This is a genomic window from Streptomyces sp. NC-S4, from assembly GCF_054353315.1.
Genome location: NZ_CM135937.1, coordinates 7,111,022 through 7,134,416, shown reverse-complemented (window position 1 = coordinate 7,134,416; position 23,395 = coordinate 7,111,022). Strand labels below are relative to the sequence as shown.

The 23,395-nt window shown below is 72.3% G+C and carries 21 protein-coding genes; 7 read left to right on the top strand and 14 right to left on the bottom strand.

Features of this window, described 5'->3' with window-relative positions; genetic code table 11:
- Positions 1 to 17: 17 nt before the first annotated feature.
- Positions 18 to 770 (top strand): precorrin-6A synthase (deacetylating), encoded by a 753-nt coding sequence (gene cobF, locus ACXNSR_RS32050; RefSeq protein WP_458638838.1) that lies wholly within the window; start codon positions 18 to 20, stop codon positions 768 to 770.
- Here the strand turns inward: cobF and ACXNSR_RS32045 are convergent.
- The 3 genes from ACXNSR_RS32045 to ACXNSR_RS32035 are packed head-to-tail and all read right to left on the bottom strand — an operon-like array spanning position 757 to position 3,957.
- The gene (locus tag ACXNSR_RS32045) at positions 757 to 1,917 is read right to left on the bottom strand and encodes an aminotransferase class V-fold PLP-dependent enzyme (protein WP_458638837.1); all 1,161 of its coding nucleotides are present in this window, start codon (positions 1,915 to 1,917) and stop codon (positions 757 to 759) included. The two genes, cobF and ACXNSR_RS32045, sit on opposite strands and share 14 nt — an antisense overlap.
- On the bottom strand, positions 1,914 to 2,276 hold the full coding sequence (locus ACXNSR_RS32040) for a LysR substrate-binding domain-containing protein (protein WP_458643456.1): 363 nt from the start codon (positions 2,274 to 2,276) through the stop codon (positions 1,914 to 1,916). The genes ACXNSR_RS32045 and ACXNSR_RS32040 overlap by 4 nt, the downstream gene beginning before the upstream one ends.
- A 13-nt stretch (positions 2,277 to 2,289) precedes the next feature.
- Complete coding sequence (locus ACXNSR_RS32035) at positions 2,290 to 3,957, bottom strand: glycoside hydrolase family 71 protein (RefSeq protein WP_458638836.1); 1,668 nt, start codon at positions 3,955 to 3,957, stop codon at positions 2,290 to 2,292.
- A gap of 468 nt (positions 3,958 to 4,425) precedes the next feature.
- Between ACXNSR_RS32035 and ACXNSR_RS32030 the strand changes: the two genes are divergently transcribed.
- On the top strand, positions 4,426 to 4,839 hold the full coding sequence (locus tag ACXNSR_RS32030; protein ID WP_458638835.1) for a hypothetical protein: 414 nt from the start codon (positions 4,426 to 4,428) through the stop codon (positions 4,837 to 4,839).
- Between the two features lie 70 nt (positions 4,840 to 4,909).
- Here the strand turns inward: ACXNSR_RS32030 and ACXNSR_RS32025 are convergent, their stop codons facing one another.
- The 7 genes from ACXNSR_RS32025 to ACXNSR_RS31995 form a co-directional block, all read right to left on the bottom strand.
- Positions 4,910 to 5,689: a hypothetical protein gene (locus ACXNSR_RS32025; protein ID WP_458638834.1), complete on the bottom strand. Its 780-nt coding sequence runs from the start codon at positions 5,687 to 5,689 to the stop codon at positions 4,910 to 4,912.
- A gap of 261 nt (positions 5,690 to 5,950) precedes the next feature.
- A complete protein-coding gene (locus tag ACXNSR_RS32020) occupies positions 5,951 to 8,170 on the bottom strand; it encodes an NADP-dependent isocitrate dehydrogenase (RefSeq protein WP_458638833.1) in 2,220 nt (739 codons plus the stop codon).
- Positions 8,171 to 8,392: 222 nt separating this feature from the next.
- A complete protein-coding gene (locus ACXNSR_RS32015) occupies positions 8,393 to 8,746 on the bottom strand; it encodes a DUF805 domain-containing protein (RefSeq protein ID WP_458638832.1) in 354 nt (117 codons plus the stop codon).
- Between the two features lie 322 nt (positions 8,747 to 9,068).
- Positions 9,069 to 9,884, bottom strand: coding sequence for a chitosanase (locus ACXNSR_RS32010; RefSeq protein ID WP_458643455.1), 816 nt, complete (start codon positions 9,882 to 9,884; stop codon positions 9,069 to 9,071).
- Between the two features lie 130 nt (positions 9,885 to 10,014).
- The gene (corA, locus tag ACXNSR_RS32005) at positions 10,015 to 11,097 is read right to left on the bottom strand and encodes a magnesium/cobalt transporter CorA (RefSeq protein ID WP_458638831.1); all 1,083 of its coding nucleotides are present in this window, start codon (positions 11,095 to 11,097) and stop codon (positions 10,015 to 10,017) included.
- A 104-nt stretch (positions 11,098 to 11,201) separates the two neighbouring features.
- Entirely contained in the window at positions 11,202 to 11,594 is a 393-nt protein-coding gene (locus ACXNSR_RS32000) for a TOBE domain-containing protein (protein ID WP_458638830.1), read from the bottom strand.
- Positions 11,595 to 11,632: 38 nt separating this feature from the next.
- A complete protein-coding gene (locus tag ACXNSR_RS31995) occupies positions 11,633 to 12,541 on the bottom strand; it encodes a LysR family transcriptional regulator ArgP (protein ID WP_458643454.1) in 909 nt (302 codons plus the stop codon).
- A 70-nt stretch (positions 12,542 to 12,611) separates the two neighbouring features.
- Between ACXNSR_RS31995 and ACXNSR_RS31990 the strand changes: the two genes are divergently transcribed.
- From ACXNSR_RS31990 to ACXNSR_RS31980, 3 genes are all read left to right on the top strand, one after another.
- Positions 12,612 to 13,235 (top strand): LysE/ArgO family amino acid transporter, encoded by a 624-nt coding sequence (locus tag ACXNSR_RS31990; protein WP_458638829.1) that lies wholly within the window; start codon positions 12,612 to 12,614, stop codon positions 13,233 to 13,235.
- Positions 13,236 to 13,484: 249 nt separating this feature from the next.
- Positions 13,485 to 14,489: an NUDIX hydrolase gene (locus ACXNSR_RS31985; RefSeq protein WP_458638828.1), complete on the top strand. Its 1,005-nt coding sequence runs from the start codon at positions 13,485 to 13,487 to the stop codon at positions 14,487 to 14,489.
- A gap of 57 nt (positions 14,490 to 14,546) precedes the next feature.
- Positions 14,547 to 15,737 carry an MFS transporter gene (locus ACXNSR_RS31980; RefSeq protein WP_458638827.1) on the top strand — a complete coding sequence of 397 codons (1,191 nt, stop codon included), beginning with the start codon at positions 14,547 to 14,549 and terminating at the stop codon, positions 15,735 to 15,737.
- A gap of 220 nt (positions 15,738 to 15,957) precedes the next feature.
- Here the strand turns inward: ACXNSR_RS31980 and ACXNSR_RS31975 are convergent, their stop codons facing one another.
- From ACXNSR_RS31975 to ACXNSR_RS31960, 4 genes are all read right to left on the bottom strand, one after another.
- Positions 15,958 to 17,403: a glyceraldehyde-3-phosphate dehydrogenase gene (locus ACXNSR_RS31975; protein ID WP_458638826.1), complete on the bottom strand. Its 1,446-nt coding sequence runs from the start codon at positions 17,401 to 17,403 to the stop codon at positions 15,958 to 15,960.
- Positions 17,404 to 17,546: 143 nt separating this feature from the next.
- Positions 17,547 to 19,145, bottom strand: a complete 1,599-nt coding sequence (locus ACXNSR_RS31970) for a phospholipase D family protein (protein WP_458638825.1) — start codon at positions 19,143 to 19,145, stop codon at positions 17,547 to 17,549.
- Positions 19,146 to 19,215: 70 nt separating this feature from the next.
- Positions 19,216 to 20,139: a hypothetical protein gene (locus ACXNSR_RS31965; protein ID WP_458638824.1), complete on the bottom strand. Its 924-nt coding sequence runs from the start codon at positions 20,137 to 20,139 to the stop codon at positions 19,216 to 19,218.
- Positions 20,136 to 21,551, bottom strand: a complete 1,416-nt coding sequence (locus tag ACXNSR_RS31960; RefSeq protein ID WP_458638823.1) for a phenylacetate--CoA ligase family protein — start codon at positions 21,549 to 21,551, stop codon at positions 20,136 to 20,138. The genes ACXNSR_RS31965 and ACXNSR_RS31960 overlap by 4 nt, the downstream gene beginning before the upstream one ends.
- Before the next feature lie 398 nt (positions 21,552 to 21,949).
- Between ACXNSR_RS31960 and ACXNSR_RS31955 the strand changes: the two genes are divergently transcribed.
- Together ACXNSR_RS31955 and ACXNSR_RS31950 are read left to right on the top strand one after the other, a co-directional pair.
- A complete protein-coding gene (locus ACXNSR_RS31955) occupies positions 21,950 to 22,828 on the top strand; it encodes an IclR family transcriptional regulator (RefSeq protein WP_458638822.1) in 879 nt (292 codons plus the stop codon).
- A 71-nt stretch (positions 22,829 to 22,899) separates the two neighbouring features.
- Positions 22,900 to 23,346, top strand: coding sequence for a DUF7144 family membrane protein (locus ACXNSR_RS31950; protein ID WP_458638821.1), 447 nt, complete (start codon positions 22,900 to 22,902; stop codon positions 23,344 to 23,346).
- Positions 23,347 to 23,395 lie beyond the last annotated feature (49 nt).

Sequence of the window (23,395 nt, the reverse complement as noted above, 5' to 3'; positions counted from 1 at the left end):
GTGGGCACAATAGCCGGGTGAAGAAGTTCTCAGTGATCGGCATAGGCGCGGGCGACCCGGACCACCTGACCCTCCAGGCGGTCAGGGCGATCGGCGCGGCGGACGCATTCCTCATCCTGGAGAAGGGCGAGGAGAAGGCGGATCTGACCGGGTTGCGGCGCGCGATGCTCGACGCGCACGCCCGCCCCGGCCACCGGCTGGTGGAGGGCCGCGACCCGGACCGGGACCGAACGCCCGCCGACTACACCCCGACGGTGGACGGCTGGCGCAGCGCGCGGGCCGAGCTCTTCGAGCGCTTCGTCGCGGAGGATCTGGCGGACGGCGAGACCGGGGCGTTCCTGGTCTGGGGCGATCCCTCCCTCTACGACTCCACGCTCGCGATCCTCGACGAGGTGCTGGAGCGCGGCCGGGTGGTCTTCGAGCACGAGGTCGTGCCCGGCATCAGCAGCATCTCGGCGCTGCTGGCGCGGCACCGGACCAATCTGAACCGGGTCGGGCGCCCGGTCCAGATCACCACCGGCCGCCGGCTGGCCGAGGGCTGGCCGCAGGACGTGGACGACGTGGTGGTGATGCTGGACGCGCGGCACGCGTTCACCGCCCACCTGGACCAGGACCTCTTCATCTACTGGGGGGCCTATGTGGGCACTCCGGACGAGATCCTGGTCTCGGGCAAGCTCGCGGAGGTCGCCGGGCGCATCGAGGAGCTGCGCACCGAGGCCCGCGCCCGCAAGGGCTGGATCATGGACACGTACCTGCTCAGGCGCGGCTGAGGTAGGCCGGGAGGACGGCGGCGAGGCGTTCGTACTCCTCGGGCCGGTTGTAGATCTGGCCGCAGACGCGGATGCCGCCGCCGCCCGGCCAGGGCCAGATCAGCACCCGGATGCGCTGCTCGGCCGCGATCCGCTCGCGCAGGTCGCGGGCCTGCTCCGGGGTGTCGGCGACCCCGGGCGGCAGGCGCAGGGTGCGCATGGCGAGGGCCTCGCCGTGCGGGAGCGGGGTGAGGCCGGGGAGCTCGGCGAGCAGGGCCGCTCCGTGGGCGGCCAGCGTGCTGTTGTGGGCCCGGACCTTGGCCGCGTCGAGGCGTTCGAGCAGGTCCAGGCCCTCGGGCGCGGCGAGCCAGCCGGTGTAGTCGGCGGTGGCGCGGTTCTCGACGGACCGCGGGAATCCGTGCTGGTCCTCCCAGGACGGTACGAGGGCCCTGATCCGGTGGCGGTGCTGCGGGGCAACGGCCAGGACCGCGCTGCCGGAGGGCGCGTAGCCCCATTTGTGGAGGTTGCCGAACCAGAAGTCTGCGCCGCCCGCGAGGGGGTCGGCGAGCATGCCCAGGGTGTGGGCGCCGTCGACGACGGTGGTGACCCCGCGTTCGCGCAGGTCCGCGAGGAGCCGGGGGGAGGCGATGATCCGTGCGGTGGGCGAGCTGACGTGGTCGAGTACGGCCACCCGTGTACGGGGGGTCAGCGCGGCCAGCACGCTCTCGCGTACGGCGTCCTCGTCGGGCAGGTGGGGGTCCAGGGCCACGGTGGTGACCGGGGCGCGGCGGGCGGCGGCCGCGACGACGGTGCCGTAGCCGTGGTCGGTGACCAGGATCTCGTCGCCGTCGGCCAGCGGAACGGCGTCCAGGGCGAGGTTGGCGCCCTCGGTGGCGTTGGCGATGAAGGCGATGCCGTCGGGGTCGGCGCCGAGGTGTGCGGCGATCCGGGTGCGGGCCTGGGCGAGCCGGTCCGGGACGGCGATGAAGAAGGCGTCGGGGTCGCCGTGGACCTCGGCGCGGAGCGCGGCCTGGGCCTCCTGGACGGGGACGGGAACCGCGCCGAAGGAGCCGTGGTTCAGGTGGGTGACGCGGGGGTCGAGTCGGAACAGGGCGGGGCCGCCGGGGAACTCCTGGGCGGATCCGGCGGGACGTATCGGCTCGGTCACTGCTCCTCCGGGGGTGCGGCGCGGCTGTCCTGCGGATCATCTCCTGCCGCCGCCGGCTCCGGTAGACCGCCGGAGGCGCGGCGCCCGTACGCGAGCAGCTCGCGCACGGCGGGGCCGGGCGCGGGGCGCCGGACCAGGCAGGGCAGGGCGGGGATGTCGACGTCGTCGATGGCGCGGGCGGTGAGCCGGTCGCGGTGGGCCCCGGCCATGGACTCGCTGAGGACTGCGACGCCCAGTCCGCGCGCGGCGAGGTCGGCCACCGCGTCGGCGGCACCGGCCTGCGGGGCGATCGCCGGCCGGAGGTTCTGTGCGGCGCCGGCCCGACGGCAGCCGGCTGCGCCTGCTCGACCAGCCCGGATTCGCCCCGACGGCCTAGGAGCCGCGGCCGCTGGTGGCCGCGTAGTACTGGAGGTCCTGCACCTCCACCTTGTGGTCCACCCGGTACGGCAGGTCCACCTTCACACCGGCCTTCCCGTCCCGGACGACCTGCGCCGAGCTGGTGCCCGCCTTCAGCGGCAACAGCTGCGCATGGATGCCGGCGGGGGCCTCGTGACTGCCCTCCGCGGTGCCGACGGCCGTCCGGACGGAAGCGGCCCCGGTGAGGAAGCTGAGCACCTCCACCTTGTCCCGGGGCGGGGCGCTCCCCTTGCGCAGCGACATCACCAGCGACTGGTCGCCGGTCGGGTCGGCGTCCGCGAACTGCGTGCGCGCGGAGAGGTAGAGGGTGTCCCGGACGATCTTCGGCCAGCTGCCCGTCTTGAACCTGGTCAGGTAGTACGAGGTCAGGTCCAGGTACGCGTGGCCGTTGTGCAGGGAGGGGGCGAACTGGCTGCCCTCCGAGTAGTCGTTCCAGGTGGTCAGCTGTACCCAGTCGGCGCCGTCCTCGATGGCGTGCGTCCAGGTCGAGCGCAGGGTGGCGGTGTTGCCCGCCTCGTCGTAGATGCCCTGGTTGGGGCGCGCGTCCTGGACCGACACCGGCTGCATCCAGATCTTGCCCATGTCGTGGGCCCGCTGGACGTCGCGCGTGGAGCTCTCCTGGCCGACGTAACTGCGGCTGCCCCATTCGGAGAAGCCGTGGCTGATCGGGGCGAAGGCGCCGCTGTGGGCGCCGAAGTCGAGGAAGAGCGGGACGAAGGCCGTGCGGATGCCATGGTCGGACTTCAGCCGGGCGATGACCTCGGTCCACCAGGCGACGCTCTTCTCCTCCGCCTTGAAGGGGGAGACCACGAGGCGGCCGTCGGGGAGCCGGTGCGCGGCGGAGGCGTCGGCGAGCGTGGCGATCGCCTCGGCGAGCACCGCGGGGTCGTCGGTCTTCAGCGAGGTCATGTCCGGCATCAGCATGATCTTGAAGGCCGGGTCCACCGAACGGGCGGCCGCCATCAGCAGGTTGCAGCGGTCCCAGTTCTTGCCGGAGAGGGAGAGCAGGTCGAGGGTGAAGCCGTCGATGCCCGCCGCGCGGGCCGTGCGCACCTCCTGCTGGAGGTTGGCGTACTCCCAGTCGCCGCTCTTCGGGGTCACGGGCAGCGGCCGGTCGCGCAGCAGGCCGCCGTACCGGCCGTGCTTCCCGCTCTCGCCGTCGGGGTCGAGGTAGTTGCGGGTGTAGTAGTCCCGGTCCGCGGCTGCGTTGTCGAGGGAGAGCGGGTAGGGGGTGAAGTAGTGGGCGAACACCAGCTTCTTGCCCGCCGCGCCGGAGCGCAGGGCGGCCTGCGAGGGCATGTCGAAGGGCAGGGCGCCGGTGGGGCGTTCGGCCCCGGAGTCCACCGCCTCCTTGGGGTTGCCCTTGGCCGCCGAGCCCTTCGTGGGCGCCGCGGGTTCGCCGGGTGAGGGGGCGGCCCCGCCGGGTGCGGCGGGAGCGCCGGGGGTCCCGGTGGCCGCCGGGAGGCCCCCGGCGGGGGCCGAGGCCTCCTGCACGGAACCAGCGTCGCGGGGGTCCCAGGCGATTCCGGTGGCCGCGCAGACGCCGACCAGGAGGAAGACGGAGAGCAGCGTGGCGAGCAGCGGCCTGCGCCCCCGGAAGGCCGGCCGGCGCCGGTGCGACACGGGTCCGGTCACCCGGCCCGCGCGCGGTGCCCGCCTGCCGGCACGATGCTGTGCTCGCCGGTCCGTTCGCCGGTCCGCTGTCATTCTGGTCCCTCCCGCGAATATGCCCTACGAGGGGCTGCACAGCAGTAGAGCCCAATCCCGGCGTCCGGACAACCGTTCCCAGGAGCCGGAGTTCGGGTGCGTACGTCACACGGACCACGGGAACTACGCCGCCCGTCCGGTGGCCCGCGCAACGTCCCCACCTGGGGCGCAGCGAACGCATTCTTCGGAATGCGACATTCCCCTAGCCTTACGGCGCAAGTGGCGCATAATCGTCGTCACGCGGCTCGAAAAAACCCTCCTGCCGCACTTGGTCACGCATGCAATGGGGGCATCGTGCCGATGAGGGAATCCGGGGCCATGGGGGAAGCCGGGTCGATGAGGGAAACACGGTTAGCCGGAACGCTGCCGGCGACGTCCGCCGAAATGTCGCGGCTGCTGACCGCCGTCCGGCGGGGGCGCGTCCTGACCGTGGCGGGAGCCTTCCGCGAGCCGCGGAGCCTGCTGGTACGGGAGATCGCGCGGCGGATCGCGTCCAACTTCTACGACGGGGTGGCCGTCGTCGCCATGAACCCGCAGCACGGCGGTTACGGAGTCCGCGAGCTGACGGCCGAGCTGGGCTGCGTACCCGGGATGCCGGCACCGGCCCGCGGGACGGCGAACACCGCCTGGTGGCTGGCCGAACGGGACATGCTGCTCGTCCTGGACGGCGCGGAGCAGCTCGGCCCGGACGCGCTGGCCTGGCTGCGGAACCTGCTGGCCGTGGCGCCGGGGCTGCGGATCCTGGCCGCCGGGCGCTCCCCGCTGGCCTTCGAACAGGAGCGGATCCACCGGCTCTGATCCACCGGCTCCGCTCCGCCCGCTCCGGCGCGAGGGCTCTTGAAGATCGGCTGCCGGGTAGCCGCCGATGTCAGCCCAGCTGCCGGCTGAGTTGCCGCCACACCGGGGCCGGGCAGCGCCCCTGCGGACGCGACTTGAGGAACATCCCGTATTCGACCCGGCGCGGCGGACGGCCGAACTCCACCCAGTGCGCGCGCCCGGAGGCCTTGTCCCAGCCGTCGTTGGGCATCCGGATGTGGTCGGCGCGGCCGTCCTTGTCCTTGGTGGTGATCTGGGCGACCTCCGCGTGGCCGGGATGGACGGCCAGCACCACGCAGTAGTGGCGCAGCCGGCGCGCCGGGTCCTCCCGCAGCGGGACCATGGCCAGCCAGATCTCCCCCGGCGCCGGAAGGTGGGCGGCGCCGGTGACGCGCGGGCCGCCGCGGGAGGCGTCCCAGCGGCGGACCGCCACCACGAAGGCGAGCGCCACCAGTCCGGCGGCCATGCTCTCGGCCGTGGCCCGGACGTTCCACACCGGGTACTCCCCGACCCTGCTCTCCGTCCACCACAGCGCCGCGGCGACGAGCGCGAGGAGGGCCGCCGCCCGGGCCGGTACCAGCCACCACGCACCGGTCCGGCGGCGGCGCGAGGCGAACAGGGCCAGCAGCAGGGCGACGAGGGCCGGGACGGCGTAGACGATCAGGTACTGGCCGAAGCCGTGCAGCTGCTGCGGCGGTGACTGCTCGGCCAGCAGATCGGGCAGCGCCAGCGGCACCGCCAGCAGATAGCCGACGGTGGGCAGGACGAACAGCACGAGCAGCAGTCCCAGGCAGCCGGTGCCGCCGCAGGACGTGTCGGAACGACGCGCCACAGAACCCCCAGAACGTTGTCGGCGAAACCCCGGCACACCCCCGGCACACCGACCCCGAACGCTAGCGCAGGGCCCCGTCCTCGGCCAGGAGCCCCATGACGCCCTCGTCCCCTTTCGGGCCACGCCCCGGGCGCGGCCGCCCGGACGCGGCCGCCCGGTTGCGGATACGGCTGCGGATACGGCTCCGCCCCGGCCGGGCGCGGGGCCGGCCGGGGCGGGGCGGGTCACGTCGTCAGGGACGCGTGGGTACGGCTGTCGGCATCAGCCCAGGAGGGCGAGCGCCTGGTTGAGGGTCGCGGACGGACGCATGATCGCCGCGGCCTTCGTGGCGTCGGGCTGGTAGTAGCCGCCGATGTCGGCCGGGGAGCCCTGCACCGCGACGAGCTCGGCGACGATGGTCTCCTCCTGCTCCGTCAGCTCCTTGGCGACCGGCTCGAAGGCCTTGGCCAGCTCGGCGTCGTCGGTCTGCTTGGCCAGCTCCTGCGCCCAGTAGGTGGCGAGGTAGAAGTGGCTGCCGCGGTTGTCGATGCCGCCCAGCTTGCGGCTCGGCGACTTGTCCTCGTTGAGGAAGGTGCCGGTCGCGCGGTCCAGGGTGTCGGCCAGCACCTGGGCGCGGGCGTTGCCGGTGGTGGTCGCGAGGTGCTCGAAGCTGGCGGCCAGCGCGAAGAACTCGCCCAGGCTGTCCCAGCGCAGGTAGTTCTCCTTGACCAGCTGCTGGACGTGCTTCGGGGCGGAGCCGCCGGCGCCCGTCTCGAAGAGGCCGCCGCCGTTCATCAGCGGAACGACCGACAGCATCTTGGCGCTGGTGCCCAGCTCCAGGATCGGGAAGAGGTCGGTCAGGTAGTCGCGCAGCACGTTGCCGGTCACCGAGATGGTGTCCTCGCCGCGGCGGATGCGCTCCAGGGAGAAGGCGGTGGCCTCGACCGGGGAGAGGATCTTGATGGTCAGGCCCTCGGTGTCGTGCTCGGCGAGGTACGTCTTGACCTTGGCGATCAGCTGCGCGTCGTGGGCGCGGTTCTCGTCCAGCCAGAAGACGGCCGGGACGCCGGTGGCGCGGGCACGGGTGACGGCGAGCTTGACCCAGTCCTGGATCGGCAGGTCCTTGGTCTGGCAGGCGCGGAAGATGTCGCCGGCGGCGACCTCCTGCTCGATGAGCGCGTTGCCCGCGGCGTCGACGACGCGGACGGTGCCCGCGGTGGCGATCTCGAAGGTCTTGTCGTGGCTGCCGTACTCCTCGGCCTTCTGCGCCATGAGGCCGACGTTCGGGACCGAACCCATGGTGGACGGGTCGAAGGCGCCGTGGGTGCGGCAGTCGTCGACGACGACCTGGTAGACACCGGCGTAGCTGCTGTCCGGGAGGACGGCGAGGGTGTCGGCCTCGGCGCCGTCCGGGCCCCACATGTGGCCGGAGGTGCGGATCATGGCCGGCATCGAGGCGTCGACGATGACGTCGGACGGCACGTGCAGGTTGGTGATGCCCTTGTCGGAGTCGACCATCGCGAGGGCCGGGCCCTCGGCGATCTCGGCGTCGATCGAGGCCTTGATCGCGTCGCCGTCGGACAGCGCGCCCAGGCCGTTCAGGATGGCGCCGAGGCCGTCGTTGGGCGACAGGCCGGCGGCGGCCAGGGTCTCGCCGTAGCGGGCGAAGGTCTTCGGCAGGAAGGCGCGGACCACGTGGCCGAAGATGATCGGGTCGGAGACCTTCATCATCGTGGCCTTGAGGTGCACGGAGAACAGCACGTCCTCGGCCTTGGCACGCTCGATCTGGTCGTTCAGGAAGGTGCGCAGCGCGTCGACGTGCAGGACGGACGCGTCCACGACCTCACCGGCGAGGACCGGTACGGACTCGCGCAGCACGGTGGTGGCGCCGTCGGCGGCGACGTGCTCGATGCGCAGGCTGCCGGCCTCGGCGATCACGGTGGACTTCTCGGTGGAGCGGAAGTCGTTCTCGCCCATGGTGGCGACGTTCGTCTTCGACTCGGTGGTCCAGGCGCCCATGCGGTGCGGGTGCGTCTTGGCGTAGTTCTTGACCGAGGCGGGGGCGCGGCGGTCGGAGTTGCCCTCGCGCAGGACCGGGTTGACGGCGCTGCCCTTGACCTTGTCGTAGCGGGCGCGGATGTCGCGCTCCTCGTCCGTCTTCGGGTCGTCCGGGTAGTCCGGGAGGGCGTAGCCCTGGCCCTGGAGCTCGGCGACCGCGGCCTTGAGCTGCGGGATCGAGGCCGAGATGTTCGGAAGCTTGATGATGTTGGCTTCCGGGGTCTTCGCCAGCTCGCCGAGCTCGGCGAGGGCGTCGGCGATCCGCTGGCTCTCCTGGAGGTACTCCGGGAAGACGGCGATGATCCGACCGGCCAGGGAGATGTCACGGGTCTCGACATTCACACCGGCAGTCGACGCGTACGCCTGGATCACAGGCAGGAAGGAATACGTCGCGAGGGCCGGGGCCTCGTCAGTGTGCGTGTAGATGATGGTCGAGTCAGTCACCGGATGCTCCGCTCCACAGTCTGCGTCTCTCGTCTGCAACATTGCTCGACATCAAGATATCTCGTGATCGGGCCGCTCTGGACAGCCCCCTGCCGCCAGTCCGGGAGACGCGTGTCACGCGGACCCCGGCGGGCCCCGGAAAAGGCGGAAGCGCCGCCCCCGGCTGTTCCCGGCCGGGGGCGGCGCTCAGGCATTCAGGCCTTGATCAGGCCGTACGGCAGATCAGACGCCGTAGGCCTTCGGGTCCGGGCCGTACTGGTTCGGCTGCTGCTGACCGGCGGAGGCCATCAGGACGATGAACCAGATGAAGCCGACGAAGGGCACCAGGCCGACGAGGATCCACCAGCCGGACTTGCCGGTGTCGTGCAGGCGGCGGATGGCGACACCCAGGCTCGGCAGGAGGACGGCGAGCGCGTAGACGCTGTAGAGCAGCGGGGCGGTGCCCAGCACGCCGTCGAGGACCAGCAGGAGGATCAGGGCGAGCACGTTGAAGAGGAAGAACATCCAGTACTCCTGGCGGCGCGCGCGGCCGGAGAAGACGGCGTACTTCTTCAGGACGTCGGTGTAGTGGTTCATGAGGGTCCCCCCAGAGGACGATCGTTCGGGCCCGTCCTGCTGGAGCAAGCCGGGGCAGAACTTATGCCCCCCTTACGTCGCGGTCAAGCCACTTACGCAGAGGCCAAATCGGCCGGACCGCCCGATTTCCGGCACCGGAGTTACGACTTCGGGACACAGTCGCAGCGCCATGTCCCTGAACGTCCGAAACGTCCGCACCAGAGGCCCACTTGACGCCCCCGTGGCTGATCTGATCGTTACCCACATCGTTATCGCCCCGCGACACCGCGGGCCGGGACGGGGAGGAGGGCCCCCGACCCGGCCCGCGACCCGCGGCCCGCCGTCAGCCGATGTGGAAGGAGTCCCCGTAGACCTTCCAGTCGAGCGGCGTGTTGAGGTTCAGGTTGCCCTTCTTCAGGAAGACCCGCTGCGCGGTGTCGACCCGGCTGGTGTCGCTGTGCGCCTCCTCCTGCTTCATCGCCCAGACCCGGGCGTCGAGGAAGGCGTTGAGGTAAGCGGTCTCGTTGCCGCCCTGGGACGGGGGCTTGGCCTTGGACAGGGCGCGCTTGCGGATGTTGCGGAAGCTGGTGGAGTCGCCGCCGTCGCCGTGCATGACGATGGCGTCGTAGTAGATGAACTGGCCCAGTACGCCGACCCCGTCGGCCTTGCCCTGGTTCACGGCCGGGTTGAAGTAGACCCGGTCGCGCTCGTGATCCTGGGCCTTCCTGAAGTCCGCGTCCTGGGCCGCCTTCGCCCAGTCCTTGGTGAAGTTCGGATCGAGGCCGGAGTGCGAGTCGCTGCCGTCGACCCGGCGCAGGGCGGGGAGGTACTTGGCGAGGACGTTGCCCGGCTTGATCTGCGTGTAGTACTCGACGAGGTCGAGCATGTCGCCGGTGCCGGAACAGAAGCCGATGATGCCGGCCGTGTAACCGCGGCCGTCGTCTATGTCCTCGATGTACTTGTACTGCGCCTTCCAGTCCAGCGAGGAGTTCTCCGCACTGGAGACGATCTTCATGGCGATCTCCTTCTTCGCCGGATCGTCGAGTCCTGCGGCCGCTGCCGCCACGGTCTGCGCCGTGGGGGCGGGGGCCGTGGTGGCGTGGGCGGCGACGGGGGCGGCGATCAGCGCGCTGCCGAGCAGTGCGCCGATCGCCAGCATCTTGCGGCGGGGGGTGAACACAAGGCCTCCATCTGGTAGTTGAGGCGTCCCAGCTTCGTTAGGAAACTTTACTACCAGAGCTGACGGCAGCTCAATACCCGGGCGCACTCCAGGGAATGGCCGCGTCCGGTCAGAGCCAGCCGTTGCGCCTGAAGCCCCGGTGGATGACGAAGCAGGCGAGTGCCATGACGCCGAGGACCAGCGGATAGCCGTAGGTCCAGTGCAGTTCGGGCATGTGGTCGAAGTTCATGCCGTACACCCCGCAGACCATGGTCGGGACGGCGACGATCGCCGCCCATGCCGTGATCTTGCGCATGTCCTCGTTCTGGGCGACGGTCACCTGCGCCAAGTGGGCCTGAAGGATGGAGTCGAGGAGGTTGTCGTAGGCGCCGATCTGCTCCGTGGCCCGGGTCAGATGGTCCGCCACGTTCCGGAAGTACGCCCGCGTCTCCGGCGGGATGACCGGTATCGGCTGCATGGCCAGCTGCTGCAGCGGGCGGCCGAGCGGCGCCACCGCCCGCCGCAGCTCCAGGAGTTCCCGCTTGAGCTGGTAGATCCGCCCCGCGTCGCCGCGGCCGCCGGCCTCGCTGAACACCGCGGTCTCGACGGCGTCGATGTCGTTCTGCACCGCGTCCGTCACGGCCACGTAGTCGTCGACCACGTGGTCGGCCATGGCGTGCAGAACTGCCGCGGGTCCGTTGGCCAGTTGGTCCGGGCTGGCCTCCAGCTCCTCGCGGACCGGGCCGAGCGTGCCGCGGCCGCCGTGCCGGATGGTGATGATGAAGTCCTGGCCGGTGAAGGCCATCAGCTCGCCGGTCTCCACCACCTCGCTGGTCGCGGTCAGTTCCTCGTGCTCCACGTAGCGCACGGTCTTGAAGACGGAGAACAGCGTGTCGTCGTAGCGCTCCACCTTGGGACGCTGGTGCGCGTTGACGGCGTCCTCGACCGCGAGCGGGTGCAGGCCGAACAGCTCGGCCAGCCCGGCCAGCTCCGACCTCGCAGGCTCGTGCAGGCCGATCCAGACGAAGCCGTCACCCGTCTTGCGGACCCGGCGCAGCGCCTCCTCCACCTCGGCGCAGTCCTCCTGCCGTACGCCGTCGCGGTAGACGATGCAGTTGACCACCGCACTGCCGAGCGGGGAGCGGGCCGGGTGGCTGAGGTCGACGGCCCGCCGGTAGCTGCGCCGCACGACCCGGCGCAGATTGCTGAACATGGACAACGGCGTACTCCCCTTCGGCGGATCAGCGGCCAGTCTGCCATCGCCACCGGAACACCCGCGTCCGGGCTCACCGGCCCGGGGGGACCGCGCCGCCCGCGTCAGACCCGGTCGATGAACACGCTGGTCGACTTCACGCGGGCCGTGGCGCGGGCGCCCACCTCCAGCCCGAGCTCCTCCACCGCCTCCCGAGTGAGCAGCGACACGATCCGGTGCGGCCCGGCCTGGATCTCCACCTGCGCGTCGACCGTGCCCAGCTTCACCCCGGTGACGATGCCGGGGAAGGCGTTGCGGGCCGAGGTGTACGGGGTCTCCTCGCCCTCGGTGCCCTCCTGTGCCGCCTCCACGCAGAAGGCGGCCAGGTCGGGCCCGTCCACCATCCGCCGGGTGCCCTCGCGGTGAGTGGGGAACCGTTCGGCATCCGCCCAGCGCCGGGCCGTGTCGACGCTGACGCCGAGCAGCCGGGCCGCCTGGCCGATCGTGTAGGACTCCATGGGCGCAGCTTAGGTGGTGTCCTGCCGATCGGGCCGGATCAGGGAGTGGGGTGCCGGAGCGACTCCCGGGCCGCCGCCGCGATGACTTCGGCGACCATCGACAGTGCGGGCGAGTCGAGCCTCCACTGCTGCCAGTACAGGGGAACGTCCATGGGCCGCAGCGGCTCCAGCAGCACCAGCTGCCCTGTCCGCACCAGTGGTCTCGACTGCTGCTCCGGCACCAGACCCCACCCGAGCCCCGCGACCACCGCGTCGCGGAATCCCTCCGACGTCGGTATGTAGTGCCGCAGCGGCCCCGCCCCGGCCGCCGGGTCCCCCGTCAGCGCACGGACGAAGGCGTCCTGGAGGTCGTCCTTCCGGTCGAACACGATCGTCGGCGCCTCGCGCAGGTCCCGTTCCGGCTCCCCCGTCAGATAGCGGGCCGCGAAGGCCGGGCTCGCCGTCGGCAGGTACCGGACCAGCCCGAGCATCCGTACGCTGCACCCGGCCACCGGGTCGGGCGAGGAGGTCACCGCCGCCATCACCTGCCCTTCCCGCAGCAGCGCCGTGGTGTGGGACTCGTCCTCGCGGTGGAGTTCGATGCACACCGGCGGGTCCTGCGGCACCCGCGCGAGCGCGGGCAGGAACCAGGTCGCGAGGGAGTCCGCGTTCACCGCGATCGGCAGCCGCACCGGGCCCGTCCCGGCGGCCATCCCCAGCTCGGCCCGCGCGTCGAGCTCCAGGCGCGCCAGCTGCCGGGCGAAGCGGACCACCACCTCCCCGGACTCGGTCGCCCGCACCGGCTTCGTCCGCATCAGCAGCACCCGCCCGGTCCGCTGCTCCAGCGCCTTGACCCGCTGGCTGACCGCGGAGGGGGTCACGTGCAGGGCGGCCGCCGCCGCGTCGAAGGTGCCCTCGTCCACCACGGCGAGCAGCGTGCGCACCTGGTCCAGCGGAAGCTCATCCATCACGAGCGCTAATGGTACGTAAAAATCTTTAGCTGTACTGAATCGACCCCCGCTGCCTACCGTCGACGGCATGAACTACGGCATCGTCACCGCGGCCCTGGCCGGCTTCGGCAGCGGACTCTCCCTCATCGTCGCCATCGGCGCGCAGAACGCCTTCGTCCTCCGCCAGGGCGCGCGCCGCCACGCGGTCCTGGCCGTGGTCGCCATCTGCGCCGTCTCCGACGCGGTCCTCATCGGCCTCGGCGTCGCCGGTGTCGGCGCCTTCGTCACCGCCTGGCCGGCCGCCCTGACGGCGGTCGGGCTGGCCGGGGGCGGGTTCCTGATCTGCTACGGAGTCCTGGCGGCGCGCCGGGTACTGCGGCCCGCCCCCGGCGCCGCCCTCACCACGGAGGGCGCGACGAGCGGGTCCGCCCGCCGGGCCGTCCTGACCGCCCTGGCCATGACCTGGCTCAACCCGCACGTCTACCTGGACACCGTGCTGCTCCTCGGCTCCCTCGCCGCCGACCGCGGCGACCTGCGCTGGGCCTTCGCCATCGGGGCCGTGCTCGCCAGCCTGACCTGGTTCGCCGGTCTGGGCTACGGGGCCCGGCTGCTGAGCGGCCTGCTCGCCCGCCCGGCCGCCTGGCGGGTCCTGGACGGGCTCGTCGCTGCGACCATGGTCACCATGGGCGGCCTGCTCCTGGCCCGCGCCTAGGCCGTCCCTTCCGGATCCTGCCGGGCCCGCGGCGTCCGGCACCGCACCCGGCCGCGTTGTCGGGGCGCCCGAGTACGTCCAGTACACGGTGCGCACCTCCGCCTTGCCGGGCACGGCACCGGACGCCGCGGGCTCGGCCGACAAGATCCGAAAGAGACGGCCCAGGTCGTGTCCGCATGTCGGCGCCGGGTGCCCGCCGGGGCCGGGACATAGTGCTGGTGCCGCCGACCCGATCCACAGGAGCCTGCCGTGCCCGACCGTCCCTCCCCGCTCGTGGCCGCCACCGGGGTCGTCCTCGACACGCGCGGGCAGGTCCTCGTACTGACCGCCCCGGGCCGGACGGACCCGGAGCTGCCGGGCGGCGCGGTCCACGCAACCGAGGCCCCCGAGGAAGGGCTCGCCCGGGCGCTGCGGGACCGGCTGGGCCTGGCCGTTCCCGCCGGCCGGCTGCTGGCGGTGGACTCCCGGCCGCCGGGCCCGCCGGGCCCGCCCGGCCGCTCCGAGATCGCGCACGTCCACCTCGTCGGCCCGCTCCCGCCGGAGACGGCCGCGGCGATCGCCTTGCCCGCCGGGGATCCGGCCGAGGCGCGCTGGCTCCCGCCGGAGGCGGCCTGCGCGCTGCTGCCCGCCCGGCTCGCGCCCCGGTTGCGCGCCGCGCTGGCCGCCCTGCACACCGGGTCCTTCGCCCACCTCGTCGACGGGGTGCCCCAGCCGGGCTCCCCGGCCGGGCTGGACCCGGCCCGGCGGCTGGCCCTGGAGCACTCGGGCACCCTCGATCCGGCCAGCCACCGGGCCAGCCGCCCCAAGGCGGTGACCGCGGCGAGCGTGCTGTTCACCGGCTCCGACGGCCGGATCCTGCTGGTGCAGCCCGCGTACGGCAGGTCCGACCGCTGGAACCTGCCCGGCGGCGGCATCGACAGCGACCTCGGCGAGATCCCGCGCGCCGCCGCCCGGCGGGAGGTCCAGGAGGAACTCGGGCTCGACCTCGCCCCGGGCCGGCTGCTCGCCGTGAACTGGTCCCACAAGCCCGGCCGTCCGGCCCGTATCCGCTTCCTCTACGACGGCGGCGTCCTCGACGCCCGCACCCTCGCCCGGATCCGGCTGGACCGGGCCGAGCTGCTCCAGTGGCGCACCGTCACCCCCGAGGAGCTCCCCGGCCTGGTCAAACCCGCCCTTCGGCGCCAGATCACCGCCTGCCTGACCGCCCGCGCCACGGGCGCCGGCCCGCTGGAACTCCACGCGGGCCGCCCCTGACCGGCGGACCCGGCCGCCGCCGCGCCGGGCCGCCGGGGCCGGGTTACCGTCGGCGGCATGGACGGTGATCGCCTACGGTGGCGCCAGTGCTTGCTCGGCGGGGCGGTGTTCGCCGTGTGCATGGCGGGCACCACGCTGCCCACCCCCCTGTACGGGCTCTACCAGGAGAAGTTCGGGTTCTCCGAACTGGTGGTGACCGTCGTGTACGCCGTGTACGCCTTCGGGGTGATCGGCGTGCTGCTGCTCGCGGGCAATGCCTCGGACACCGTCGGCAGGCGGCCCGTGCTGCTGGCCGGCCTCGCCTTCTCGGCGGCGAGCGCCGTCTGCTTCCTGTGCGCCACCGGCATGGGCTGGCTGTACGCGGGCCGGCTGCTGTCGGGGCTGTCCGCCGGGCTGTTCACCGGGGCCGCCACGGCCTACGTGATGGAACTGGCGCCGAGCGGCGGCGCCGCGCGGGCCACGTTCGTGGCGACGGCCGCCAACATGGGCGGGCTGGGCTGCGGCCCGCTGCTCGCCGGAGTGCTCGCGCAGTACGCCGCCTGGCCGCTGTACCTGCCGTTCGCCGTTCACCTCGCGCTGGTGGCCGTGTCGGCCGTGGTCCTGGCAGGGCTCCCGGAGACCGTGCGCGACCGGCAGCCGCTGCGTACGGTGCGGCCGCAGCGGCCCGGCCTGCCTCCGCAGGTGCGGTCGGTGTTCGTGCCGGCGGCCATCGCCGCCTTCGTGGGCTTCGCTCTGTTCGGGGTGTTCACCTCGGTCAGCCCCGCCTTCCTCGCGCAGTCCCTCGACGTGCACAACCGCGCGGTGAGCGGGCTGATCGTCGCGCTGGCCTTCTTCGCCTCGACCGCCGGGCAACTGGCGGTCGGCCGGGTCGGGGTGGGCCGGTCGCTGCCGCTGGGCTGCGCGGGGCTGCTCGCCGGGCTGGCGCTGCTCGCGGGCGCACTGTGGTGGGACCTGCTGGCGCTGGTGGTGGCGAGCGCCGTGGTCGGCGGGGCCGGGCAGGGCCTGGCGTTCCGCGGGGCGCTGGCCGCGGTGGCCGCGGCCTCGCCGCCGGACCGGCGCGCGGCGGTGATCTCGATGCTGTTCGTGGTGGCGTACACGGGCATCTCGCTGCCGGTGATCGGGGTGGGCCTGCTGGTGGGCCCGATCGGCCTGGAGGGCGCCGGGCTGGTGTTCATCGCCTGCATGGCGGTCCTGGTCACGGCCGCGGCCGGCTACCTGCTGCGCCGACCCGCGCGGGCGAGCGCCTGAGTGTGCGGGGCCCCCGGCCGCTCGGTTCGTTCCCGATCGGGCTGCGGCGGTGGAGGACCTGCCGTGGCCCGGCATCTCGTGGCGCCGCAGGGGCCGGGCGCACGACAGGCGGGGCGGCGATGGGCCGGGCGTCCCGGTGCCGGTCGGCATCGGGGGCCCGCCCACCGCCGCCCCGCCTGTCGGATCAGCCGGTCGAACGGTGCAGCGGTGGTGCGACGGATCAGACCGCCGGCACCGGGTAGGTCGGGTACTCGACGCCGGACACGTGCTGGACCACACGGATGACCTGGCAGGAGTAGCCGAACTCGTTGTCGTACCACAGGTAGAGGATCGCGTTGTCGCCGTCCACCTTGGTGGCGCCCGCGTCGACGATCGAGGCGTGGCGCGAACCGACGAAGTCCATGGAGACCGCGTCGGGAGCCGTGGTGAAGTCGATCTGGCGCTTGAGCGGCGAGTGCAGCGAGACGTCGCGGAGGTAGTCGAGGACCTCTTCGCGGGTGGTCTCGCGGCCCAGGCGCAGGCTCAGGATGGCGATCGAGACGTCCGGGACGGGGACGCGGATCGAGCTGCCGGTGATCGGCGCCTTGAGCTCGGGCAGCGCCTTGGCGACGGCGGAGGCGGCACCGGTCTCGGTGATGACCATGTTCAGCGGCGCGGAACGGCCACGACGGTCGGCCTTGTGGTAGTTGTCCAGCAGGTTCTGGTCGTTCGTGAACGAGTGTACGGTCTCCACGTGACCGCGCAGGACACCGTACTCGTCGTCCATGGCCTTGAGCGGCGGGACGATCGCGTTGGTGGTGCAGGAGGCGCAGGACAGGATCTGCTCGTCCGGCTTGATGGTGTCGTGGTTGACGCCGTGCACGATGTTCGGGACGTCGCCCTTGCCCGGGGCGGTCAGCACGACCTTGTCGATACCGGGGCGCAGGTGCTTGGACAGACCCTCGCGGTCACGCCACTTGCCCGTGTTGTCGATGAGGATGGCGTCCTTGATGCCGTGCTCGGTGTAGTCCACCTCGGACGGGTCGTTCGCGTAGATCACCTTGATGGCGTTGCCGTTGGCGATGATCGTGCTGTTCGCCTCGTCGACGGTGATCGTGCCCTGGAACTGGCCGTGGATCGAGTCGCGGCGCAGCAGCGAGGCGCGCTTGACGATGTCCTGGTCACCACCCCGGCGGACGACGACGGCGCGCAGGCGCAGGCCGTTGCCCGAGCCGGCCTTCTCGATCAGCAGGCGGGCGACGAGGCGGCCGATGCGGCCGAAGCCGTACAGGACGACGTCGCGGCCGTCGCCGCGCTCGAGCTTGTTGGCGCCGGTGGCACCGGCGACGGCCTCGGCGGTGAACTCGGCCACGGACAGGCCGCGGTCGTCGCTCTTGTAGTCCGCGGCGAGCATGCCGATGTCGATCTGGGACGGGCCCAGGTCGAGCGTGGTGAGCACCTGCAGGAACGGCAGCGTCTCGGTGACCGAGAGCTCCTCACCGGCTATCTGCCGGGCGAAGCGGTGGGTCTTGAGGATGCTGACCACCGACTTGTTCACCAGGGAGCGGCTGTGGAGCAGGATCGTGACGTCCCGCTCCCGGTGCAGCTTCCCGATGATCGGGATCATCGACTCCGCGATCTCCTCGCGGTTCTTCCAGCTGGTGAACGAGTCCTCATTGACAGTCACAGGATTATCTTTCGAGCTAGGCGGTGCTCATATGCTAACCCGCCGCCATTTTGGTCACTTAAGCGGTACCCACCGTGTCGGGAACGGGCACTATGTGACATCAATTTGTACGTTTTTTCAATGGTTTGCCGAGAGATCGTGCCTCAGAACCTGCCGCGGAACCTCATCCCGAGCGGGCGGCCGTCCGGGTCGACCAGCAGGTGATGCAGGGGCGCCGCGAGCACCCGCTGCGTCACGGTCAGGTCCGGCGGCACGTACCGGCGCAGCCTGCCGGGTGGCCGGGGGCCGGGCCGGCCGCCCGCGTGCCAGGCGTCCAGGGCCCGCGCGCTCGCGGCGAAGGCGTGGAAGGCGGAGACCGGGTCGCACAGCCCGTCCGCCGCCCCGGTCCCGGTGTGCTCGCCCATGAGCTCCAGGCGCAGCTCCCGGGCGAAGGCGCGTGCGCCGTCCCCCAGCCCTCCCGGATCGGCCGGCCGCCTCGGGTCCGGGTGCTCGTCGTACACGGCGCAGCTCAGCTCGGAATCGTGGGTCCACGAACGGAGGTTGATGTTGTCGGAGCCGACCGAGGCCCACACGTCGTCGATCACGCACACCTTGGCGTGGACGTAGACCGGTGTTCCCGCCGGGTTCTCCAGCCCGTACACCGCGACCCGGTCGCCGCCCGCCCGGTGCAGTTCGGCCAGGGCGTTGATCCGTCCGATCAGGTTCATGGGCAGCGTGAGCCGGCCGGCCTGCTCCGGGACGGAGGGGACGACCCCGATCAGCCGCAGCCCCGGCTGCCTGGTCAGCGCCCGGGCGAAGCAGTCCACCACCCGGGGGGACCACAGGTACTGGTCCTCCAGGTAGATCAGCGCCCGGGCCCGCCGCAGCGCCTTGGTGTAGCCGCGGGCGATGCTGCGCTCGCCGTCCGGGGCGAAGGGATAGCCGTACAGCAGACGGTTCGGATAGGTCCGCAGCAGCTGGACGGTGTGCGTGCCGCAGGACCGCGGATCGGGTGTCTGCGGTGGCAGCCGGTCCGCGGTGACGTCCTCGTTGTGCATCAGCTCCCGCAGGCGGGTGAGCGGGCTCCGGCTGAGCGGGGCCGGGTCCTCCCAGCGCTCGCGGAAGACGGCCTCGACGTCGCCGACGACCGGCCCGCGCAGGGCGAGCTGGACGTCGTGCCACGGCGGGTGCGGCCCGTAGGCGGCGGCCAGGGGCAGCGACTGGCGGTCACCGCGGTGCGAGGCGTCGTCGTTGCGGTTGCGACAGAGGTCGATCCCGCCGACGAAGGCGACGTCCAGCTCCGGGCGGTCGCGGTGGCGCAGCACGACCAGTTTCTGATGGTGGGAGCCCCCGGGCCGCACCCTCATGTCGAGCAGGCACTCACCGCCGGCCCGCGCGAGCTCCTTGCCGAGGTGGAGGTTCTCCTCTTGGCTGAAGTGAAGGCCGTCCAGGTGGGAACGCCACAGCAGGCCCTTGACGACGACGCCGCGCTCGGCCGCCCGGCACAGGACGGAGCCGATTTCCGTACCCGGTCCGTCCAGCCGCTCGTCCGGATCCCCGCGCCAGTCGGTGAACAGCAGCAGATCGCCGGGACCCATCGCACGGACGGCCTCGAGGAGTTCCGCGAAGTAGACGGCGCCGTGGACCAGGGGCCGTACCCGGTTGCCCGTGGACCAGGCCGTGCCGTCGGGGCGGCGCCGGTCCAGGCGCGTCGCGGGGTTGCCGCGTTCACCGTGTTCCAGAAGCCAGTCGGCGCGGGTCATGACTCCGGCCCTCCGATCGTGCTGGAGTACCGCAGTCCCAGGCTAGTGGCATCCGCGGGCCGGGGCCCGCTCAGCCCACGGGTTCGGCGGCCGCTCCGCGCGCCGCGTCCGGCCGGGCGGCGGTCCCCCGGGGGCGGCCGGTCCCGCGGAAGGGCACGTCGGCCATCCGCCGCTCCGGGCCGCCGCGGCGCAGGTAGCGGTAGCCGAGGAAGGCCGCCGGACCGAAGAACACCTGGGCCGGGACGAGGGTCGGCGCGTGGCCGGTGACCGCGGCCAGGAGGTGCAGCGCGGCGACCGGGGCCACCGCGCCGAAGAGGGTGACCAGCGCGATCCCGGTCCGCAGCCCCGGCTTCCCGTACGCCTTGTAGGCGGTGGTGGTGAACAGGGCGTACGCCAGCAGGTCGCCCATGCCGACCACCGCCCCCAGGTCCTCGCCGATGCGCAGGCCCGCGGCGGGGGCGTACGGATACCCCTGGACGGCGTCGGACAACTGCTGGGTCAGCGGTACGACCCAGGCGAAGAAGGCGTCGTAGGCGGTGAGCGCCAGCAGGAACCACGCGACGTTCCTCAGCCGCATGCCGCCCTGCACGTTGAGGTTCGTGGCGGAGACGACGATCAGCGCGACGACGGCGCTGTTCGCCACCCAGTACGGCGGCGCGGTCTCGCCGAACGCCAGGTGCGTCAGGAGGACGCTCGCGATCAGTACGGCGATCAGGGACCAGCGCAGCCGGCCGTTGCCGATCACGGGCTGGTATCCGACGGACAGCCCGCCCGCGAAGACGAGGGCGAGCACCACCGGAAGGACCGCTCCGGGCAGTGCCAGGTAGATGTACGGCAGCGCCAGGACGAAGCCCATCATCATGAAGATGTCCCTGCCGTTGAAGACGCCGACGGGCGGCCTCGGCGTGCGTACGGCCCGGAAGTAGGCGACCGCGCCGGCGCACACCCCGACCGCGAGGACCATGGTGACCGCGAGCTGGAAGAAGACGCTCATGTGTGGCTCCGGGTGAAGGTGTGCTCCGACAGGTCGCAGCGGAGCGGGAAGAGGCGCGCGGCCTCCTCCCCGTCCACCGGCAGCACCGTGACGCGGGCGGGGATGCCCTCGGCCCGCAGCCGCTCGGTCACCTCGGCCTCGGTGACCTCCTTGGAGGCGACCTCCACGTGGAGCAGACCGTCGGACCCGACCTCCGCCCGGTGGCGCAGCGGGAACGGCAGGCCGGGCGTGCCGTCCAGCGCCTCCACGAGGTCGCGCGGGGTCACGATGCCGTCGATGGTGCGGTGCAGGGCGCCCGCCTTGCCGAGGATGTGGGAGACCGCGGGCACCGCGGCCAGTTCGCAGTCCGGTTCGCCCTCGAGGGTGCGGACCACGTCACCGGTGTTGTACCGCAGGACCGGCATGCAGTCCCGGTAGGGGAAGTAGGGGGTGATCGTCAGTTCGCCGAGCCGGCCGGGGGCGGCGGGCTCGCCGGTCGCCAGGTCGAGCACCTCGGTGTACCCCATGTTGGGGTCGATGTGGAGGTGCCGCCGGCCGCAGGTGCGGCCGCTGACCGGCAGCAGCTCGGTCATGCCGAAGGCGTCGCCGACGGTGGGGGCACCGAAGGTCTCGCGCAGGGCGTCCGACAGGCGCCGCGAGAGCATCTCCCCGCCCGCATAGATCGCGCGCAGCGCGAAGTCGCCGGGCCCGTAGCCGCGGTGCCGGGCGGCGGTGACCATCTGGCCGAGGTAGCTGGGATTGCCGGTCAGGATGGTGGGCCGGGCCGCGCCGCCCCGGCCGAGCAGGTGCTCGACGGACTCGTCCGGCGGGATCTGTCCCACGACGTGGCACGAGGCGTTGGCGAGCCGGCACACCTCGACGTCCTCCTGCACGGCGGCCGTCGCCCGGGAGCTGAGGTTGATCTGCATGCGGTCGCCGGGCCCGAGGTCGCCGCGCAGCACCAGGGACAGCGCGATCAGCGCGGGCCAGAGTTCCATCTCGTAGCGGGAGAGCCAGATCTGCACGGGGCGGCCGGTGGTCCCGGTCGTCTGGGTCGCCAGGTAGGGGGTGCCGCACAGGAAGTCGGCGGGGCGTTCGACGAGGTCGGCCTTGCGGGTCACCGGGATCCTGGTGAGCGTCTCGGCGGTCAGGCCGTCGAGGTCGATGCCGGCGAGCCGCTCGCGGTAGAAGGGGGATTGCCCGGCCAGTCGGCGCACGGTCCGCTGGAGCGCGCGGTTCTGCAGGTCCCGGCGCTCGTCGGGATCGGCGAACGGTCCGTCGGCCAGTTCGTCCACGTCGTCGCCCAGCGAACCGAACTCCTCCAGTGTGAGGAGGGCGTCGGCGACCAGTCGCTCGACGGCCCGTACGTTCAGCCGCCGGCCGAACACCATCGCCATGGCCACCCGTACCTGGCGGACACCGGTCTCCAGCACTCATGCCTCCCTGGGATGTGGCGGAGGGGTGGGAGCGACGCGCCGCCCCCACCCCTCACTGCTTCTTCGTCAGCTGGCGGAACAGTTGGCGAAGAAGACCGCCGTCATGGCGCCCATGACGTACTTGAACTGCTTGGCGCTCGTCTTGATCGCGCTCATCGGATCCTCCTTGTTCGTTCCGGGCGGACGGTCCCTCGGGCTCCCGCGAAGTCGCCGTAACGTTCCGTCACTTGGACGAGAACACAATGGCGCGACGCGATCGCACGGGCAATGATCTGGTCCATTCAACGGACCGGTGAACGGGGGAAGGCGTCGCCGATACCTCCGGCGATCCGGTGCGAACGGGGAGTTCTGGTTCCGTCCGACCGATGGGGCCAGATGTGAAAGGGGGACCGCCCATGGCCAGATCCGGCGCAGAGGGGCGGGGCGTACTGGAAGGTGCGTTCGCGTTGATGGAGGTGCTCGCGGAGGGCGAGGAGGTGGGCCTGACCCGCCTCGCGACGGACGCCGAGTTACCGAAGGCCACCGCCCACCGGCTGCTGGGCCAGCTGGTGGCACTGGGTGCGGTGCAGAGCCGCTCCGGCCGCTACCGGCTCGGGGCGAGGGCCTTCCGTCTGGGGCAGGCCTGGCATCCGGCGCGGGCGCTGTGCGCGGCATCGGCCCGGCCGCTGCGTGAGCTCGCCTCGGCGAACGGCCGGCTGACCCTCAGCCTGTCGGTCGCGGAGGCGGGGCAGACCATCGTCGTCGCGGGTCTGCGCGGCGAGGCGGACGACGTCTTTCCGCTGAGGGCGGGGGTCGTGCTGCCGCCCGGGAGCGCGGCCGAGCTGATCCTGGCGGTCTCCGCCCCGCCGGCGGAGCCGCCCGAGGGGCGGGCGGCGGCCTCGTGGGCCCGTGAGGTCGCTCAGGCGAGGGAGCGGGGAGTGGCCTTCCAGTACGGGGAGTGCGTGAGCTCCCTCTCGTGCGTGTCGGCGCCGGTACTCTCCGCGTCCGGGCAGGTGATCGCCGCCGTGGCGGCGACCAGTCCGGACGCCGGGCAGATCGCCTCCCTCGGCGGGTCCGTGGCCCGGGCGGCGGCGATGATCAGCGCAAACCTGTCCCGGCGGCCGGCCGCCGCGGCCCGGCCGCACCGCGAGTGTCCCGCCCGCCCGCCGGGTTCCCGGGCCCCGCACCCCGCCCTGGCGGGACCGCGCCAGCCCGCGCCCCCGGCGACCAGGGGGCTGGTTCCGGATCCCTCCGGAACCAGCCCTTCCTGCGGCCGGAGTGCCGACGGAGGGTGACCGTGCCACGCTGAATCGGGGGAACGCCGACTCCGGCGCGCCGGGTCGGCTCTGCCACCGAGGAGACCGACATGGCCAGTGACGCCGGCAGGGCCCGGACCAGTCAATCGCAGCCCAGTTCCTGGACCGCACCCACATCGGGTACGACCATCACGGCAGGCGCCCTGATGGTCTTCGCGGGCGCAATGGCGATCTTCGAAGGGATCGCGGCCCTCGCCAGGGACGACCTGTTCGTCGTGACGCGGCACTACGTGTTCCAGTGGAGCGTGACCGGCTGGGGCTGGGTCCACCTGATCCTGGGCATCGTCCTGGTCCTGGCCGGCTGCGCCGTGTTCACCGGAGCCCTGTGGGCGCGCTTCTTCGGCGTGGCCATCGCCGGCCTCGGCGCGATCGCCAACTTCCTGTGGCTGCCGTACTACCCCTGGTGGGCCGTGATCCTGATCGCCGTCAACCTGTTCGTGGTCTGGGCGCTGTGCGCGGGCATGCAACGGGAGGCCGATACGGGCATGACCGCCTGACCTCGGGCGAAACACCCCGGGAGGTCGGAAAACGATCGAAGGGCCGCTC

What these genes read in the sequence shown, in the direction of transcription:
- corA (WP_458638831.1), bottom strand. Translation starts at nt 11,097, where the DNA reads ATGTTCAGCAATCTGCGCCGGGTCGTGCGGCGCAGCTACCGGCGGGCC.
- ACXNSR_RS31995 (WP_458643454.1), bottom strand. Translation starts at nt 12,541, where the DNA reads ATGGATGAGCTTCCGCTGGACCAGGTGCGCACGCTGCTCGCCGTGGTG.
- ACXNSR_RS31990 (WP_458638829.1), top strand. Translation starts at nt 12,612, where the DNA reads ATGAACTACGGCATCGTCACCGCGGCCCTGGCCGGCTTCGGCAGCGGA.
- ACXNSR_RS31970 (WP_458638825.1), bottom strand. Translation starts at nt 19,145, where the DNA reads ATGACCCGCGCCGACTGGCTTCTGGAACACGGTGAACGCGGCAACCCC.
- ACXNSR_RS31980 (WP_458638827.1), top strand. Translation starts at nt 14,547, where the DNA reads ATGGACGGTGATCGCCTACGGTGGCGCCAGTGCTTGCTCGGCGGGGCG.
- ACXNSR_RS32030 (WP_458638835.1), top strand. Translation starts at nt 4,426, where the DNA reads ATGTCGCGGCTGCTGACCGCCGTCCGGCGGGGGCGCGTCCTGACCGTG.
- ACXNSR_RS31955 (WP_458638822.1), top strand. Translation starts at nt 21,950, where the DNA reads ATGGCCAGATCCGGCGCAGAGGGGCGGGGCGTACTGGAAGGTGCGTTC.
- ACXNSR_RS32000 (WP_458638830.1), bottom strand. Translation starts at nt 11,594, where the DNA reads ATGGAGTCCTACACGATCGGCCAGGCGGCCCGGCTGCTCGGCGTCAGC.
- ACXNSR_RS32015 (WP_458638832.1), bottom strand. Translation starts at nt 8,746, where the DNA reads ATGAACCACTACACCGACGTCCTGAAGAAGTACGCCGTCTTCTCCGGC.
- ACXNSR_RS32010 (WP_458643455.1), bottom strand. Translation starts at nt 9,884, where the DNA reads ATGCTGGCGATCGGCGCACTGCTCGGCAGCGCGCTGATCGCCGCCCCC.
- ACXNSR_RS31950 (WP_458638821.1), top strand. Translation starts at nt 22,900, where the DNA reads ATGGCCAGTGACGCCGGCAGGGCCCGGACCAGTCAATCGCAGCCCAGT.
- ACXNSR_RS31965 (WP_458638824.1), bottom strand. Translation starts at nt 20,139, where the DNA reads ATGAGCGTCTTCTTCCAGCTCGCGGTCACCATGGTCCTCGCGGTCGGG.